Source organism: Nostoc sp. FACHB-190, assembly GCF_014696905.1.
Classification (GTDB): Bacteria; Cyanobacteriota; Cyanobacteriia; order Cyanobacteriales; family Nostocaceae; genus Nostoc_B.
Genome location: NZ_JACJQW010000100.1, coordinates 1 through 4,650 on the forward strand (window position 1 = coordinate 1; position 4,650 = coordinate 4,650).

Annotated in this window: 2 protein-coding genes; both read right to left on the reverse strand. The window is 39.0% G+C overall.

Annotation, left to right across the window (positions count from 1 at the left end; translation table 11 throughout):
* Positions 1 to 924: serine/threonine protein kinase (locus tag H6G28_RS36175; protein ID WP_190678191.1), on the reverse strand; the 924-nt coding region annotated here is incomplete at its 3' end.
* Between the two features lie 84 nt (positions 925 to 1,008).
* A partial coding sequence (locus H6G28_RS36180) for a trifunctional serine/threonine-protein kinase/ATP-binding protein/sensor histidine kinase (protein WP_190678194.1) occupies positions 1,009 to 4,650 on the reverse strand: 3,642 nt, incomplete at its 5' end.

Genomic DNA, 4,650 nt, shown 5'->3' on the forward strand with positions numbered 1-4,650 from the left:
AGGGATGAGGAAGCGATCGCACAAGTCCCTCTGTCCAATGATAAAATTCTCTATCTCACCTGTTTCTTTGAGTTGACGCAAGCATTTTTCTAAATCATATTTCAATCCCAAGGCGCTTTGATATCTGTCTTCGGCATTTTTCGCCATTAGTTTGCTGACGATTTGTGAGAGTACAGGCGGAATTTTCGGGTTAAGTTGGTTGGCTTGTGGGGGTTGTTTGGCAATGTGAGAATGTACCAATTCCATCGCATCATAAGATTGAAATGGTAATTGTCCCGTAAGCAATTCGTAAAATGTTATACCTAAAGAATAGAAATCAGTGCGGTAGTCAATACCCCGATTCATTCTTCCTGTTTGTTCTGGGGAAATGTAGGCTAGGGTTCCTTCTAAGACATTGGGGTTAACCAGAGTTTGGCTTTCTCTTGGGAGTAATGTTGCTATGCTAAAGTCGATTAGTTTTACTTGTTTGCTTTCGGGATTTATTAAAATATTGCTGGGTTTAATGTCTTTATGGATGATACGATCGCGGTATAGTATTTCCAAGGCGTTGCATAAGGCGATCGCAATTTCCAAAAATTCCTGTAAAGATTGGGAATTTTCCCCGATTCCCGACTCCCAATGCTTGATTCCCCATTCTTTTAGGGAAATCCCTCCAAAGTCTTCCATTACCAACACATAGCCATTTTGGTAAGTTTCCAGGCTATAGGTTTGGATAATTAATGGCGAGTTGAGATTTTTGGCGATGGTGTATTGATTGCGAAATTGTACCAGTTCCTCAAAACTGGGGTAAGGATTTTTCAGCAGTTTGATGACTACTTGTAATGAGTCAGCTTCTCGATATCCTCGATACACCAAGGTTCTGGAACCGTTGTAGAGTTCTTCTGTAACCTGATATCCAGGTATGCTGACCATTGTGTTAACCATACTGCCAAATCCTGATGAGTCACAGCCTTATCTTGCCCAATTTTTCTCAGCCACGTTAAATTTATGATAAAAATGAGCAAAAATTTATAACGGCACTTGAATGATAAATTCTGTTCCTACACCTAGAGTTGAGTGACAACTTAAGTTTCCACCGTGGGTTTCTGCGACAATTTGACGCGCAATAGCCAATCCTAAACCTGTACCTTTACCCACAGCCTTGGTAGTAAACAAATGGTCAAATATTTTTTGCTGAATTTCTTCGCTCATACCTTTAGCATTATCAGCAATAGAGATTTTTGCATATTTATCTACAATTGCGGTAGTAATTGTAATCTGGTTAGGATGAGCTTGAATTTCTGCAAAGCTTTTACCAATACTTGCTTCTTCTAAAGCATCAATAGCATTAGCCAAGATATTCATAAACACCTGATTTAATTGCCCAGGGAAACAATTGACTAAAGGTAAATTAGCGTAATTAGTGATAACTTCAATGGCGGGACGTTTTTCGTTAGCTTTGAGGCGATGCTTGAGAATTAAAATGGTACTATCAATACCTTCATGTAAATTAAACTCTACTGTGTAATCTTGATCAGCGCGAGAAAATGTCCGCAAGCTAGTACTAATATTTTTTAATCTGTCGCACGCCATAACCATTGCATCGATTGTTTTTGGTAAGTCTATTAACAGATAATCCAAGTCAATTTCTTCAGCGTGGTCTTGAATTTCCTCACCCGGATTTTCTAACACTTCTTGATAGAGTTTGAGATGTTCCGTCAAATCAGCGACATTTGGTTTAGTGTGTTGGAGACTCACAGAAATAAAGCCTAGAGGATTATTCATTTCATGGGCAACTCCCGCCACTAAATTACCCAACGCAGACATTTTCTCACTTTGGATTATTTGTAATTGGGCTTGTTGTAAATCTTGTAATGCTTGTTGAGATTTTTGATAAAGTCGGGCATTTTCTAATGAAATGGCGGCTTGAGTGCAAAGTAAATTTAAGATTTCTACGCGATCGCTAGTAAATGCCCCCGTCACTAAATTATTCTCAAGATATAAAATACCGATTAACTTGCCTTGCTGTAAAATCGGGCTACACAAGATACTCTGGGGTTGCTGACGGACAATATACGAGTCGTTAGCTAGGCTAAGATCAGTTGTCGCATCCACCAAAACAACCATTTGCTGACTGTGCTTGACTTTATAAATTAATTTCAAAGGAATATCCTGGCTGTCCTCAATAGCAAGATTCTGCAATAAAGTTGGCTGATTTCCTTCTGTAATTGAGCCTGCAATCACCAAGGAATTATCTTGCAATAGTATTAACACACATTTATCAGCCCCAGCATTCTTCACAACAATAGCCAGCAATGTTGACAGCAGTTTTTCTAGTTCAATTTCACTAGCCAGAGTTTGGTAAGCAGTAAGAATCGCTCTTAAATCCAGGCTATCGGAAATACTGCTGCTAGAAGTAGGGGAACTGGTGGATGTGAAAGTTGCTGAAGCTAGGATAGTTTCGTTAGTTGTCACAGTCGCACGAGTTGATTGTAATATCGGTGCAAGTAATTCGGCATAGCGTTGTTCTAAGTCAGCAATTTTGGCTTTTGCACCCCAACGAGCATAAGCATAGTAGGCTTGAATCATGTATTCCTCAGCTATGCGCGGTTTACCCCAATCAAGATAAAATTTGGCTGCTAGTTCATTAGCCAGTGCTTCTTCAGCAAGATATTCGTGAGCTTGAGCCGAAGCAATGGCTTTGTCGTATAGTTCACTGGCTGCTACTTTCTCTCCTAAAACACGACATTTTTCTGCTTCTAATAAGTCAAATTTATGTTGGTGATTCATTGGCGCATGATAAGCCCATTGCTGTAACTGAGTTTGGTTTTGCGCCACTCGTTCTAATACAGTTGCAACTTCGCTACAATCTAGGCTGAATTGGGCTAAAGCCACTAAAGAATCATATAGATAAAAAGCAGGTAAAGTAGCCGATCCTGATGCAGCAATTAAATATTTTCGGCACTCAAAAGCATAACTATTAGCTTGTTCAAGTTCTGCAAACAAATAGCATAGTTGCAATTTATATAAGTAGAAAATATAAAAACCAGAAAAATCATTTGCTGAACGCAATCGGGAAAGACATTCTGCTTCTTGCAGGGCTGAACCAGACAAAATAGTAGGATTTCCCGTACAACCTAGTAAATTTAAAGCAGCTTGCCAATAAATGCTACAGTAACTTGCTGATGACATCTGTTTGATCTGGAGCAAACTATTGTAGTAATTACCCATCTCTTGTTCCACACTTACCAAAGGTTGACCAGACCAAAACGAATGTAAGCAAAAATTGTGAACACTAGCGCCTGCAAAGACTAAGTTGCCAACTTCTAAAGCAGTTGTGTAGCTTTCCTGCAACAAAGGTAAGGTTTCCTTGAGGTGAGATTTTTGATGCAGGATAAAACTTGCCAACACCATTAATATTTCTGGTTTACTAGCTTTAGCATCAAGTTTTAAAACCACATCCCATGCTAATTGAGCAAACTGCACAGCTAAATCTACATCTTGCAGCAGCTGGCAAATAATCACGCTATGAGAAACATAACCATAAGCAGAAGCAGGAACATGACCATATCGCAGAGATAATTTAACGGATAAAGCAGTCAGTAATGGCAGTATAGGAGAGGCAGAAACATAAGCTGCTGGTAAGATACTGCGAATAGACTCCACAATGGCAATAGTATTAGCATCTGTCATCACAGGTAAATGAACAAAATCTGCAACTCTTTTGTTAACCAGTAATTCGCTAATTTCTTGCATTGACTCTTGAATATCTGTTGGTGTCGGTATTTCTGGCAGCGTTACACCCAACTTTTGTAAAAGTTTTCTTCCAGTTTCCACAGATTCGATTTGTTTATTCTGTAAATGATTAGCTTCAATTCTCAAGCAGTAAACATTTATCTGTTCTAATAAAGATTGTGCGTGGGTAATCACAACATCAATGAACAGTTCCATAGTGAAAAAATCACCGCAAAGCATAGCTAACTCAGCAGCTAATTCATGAAAAGCCAGAGAGATATCATATTGTAGTTGCCAAGCTTGGGGACATAACAAAGATAATCCCACAGTGACATACTCCCGCGCCGCTTGATAAGCAGTGGCGGCTTTAGCTTTGCGACAAGCCATCAAATTAAGTTGGGCAAGTTCCTCTTTTTCTGTTGCTTGGGTAATTAAATCTACACCCTGATTTAATTGATTGACAATTTCAAAAATCCGCCCTTCCATCGCAGTGACAGAAACTTTTTGTAACAGTAGTTTGCCGATGCGGTAATGAGTTTTTTGTTTTTGTTCTAAAGGAATTAATGAATAAGCTGCTTGTTGGATGCGGTCGTGTAAAAATCGATATTGGACTGATATTTGATGATTTTGATGGTCATGGTTGATGATGACTTCATCATTCACATCTCTTTGATAAAACTTATAAATATTATTTGTCGGTAAAATTAACCCTTCCTGTAATGCTTTCCATAAATCTGCCGCCACTTCAATTTCTGATGTCTCCGCCACAATGGCTAAGGTTGTCAAATCAAATTGATTGCCAATATACGCGGCTAACTGTAAGACATATTGCGTTGCTAATGGCAATCTTTGTAACTGAAATGTCATGAAGGTGACTACATCATTTGTCACTGCTTGTTGACTAACTTTTGTGATGTCGCATTCCCAACAGCCCAA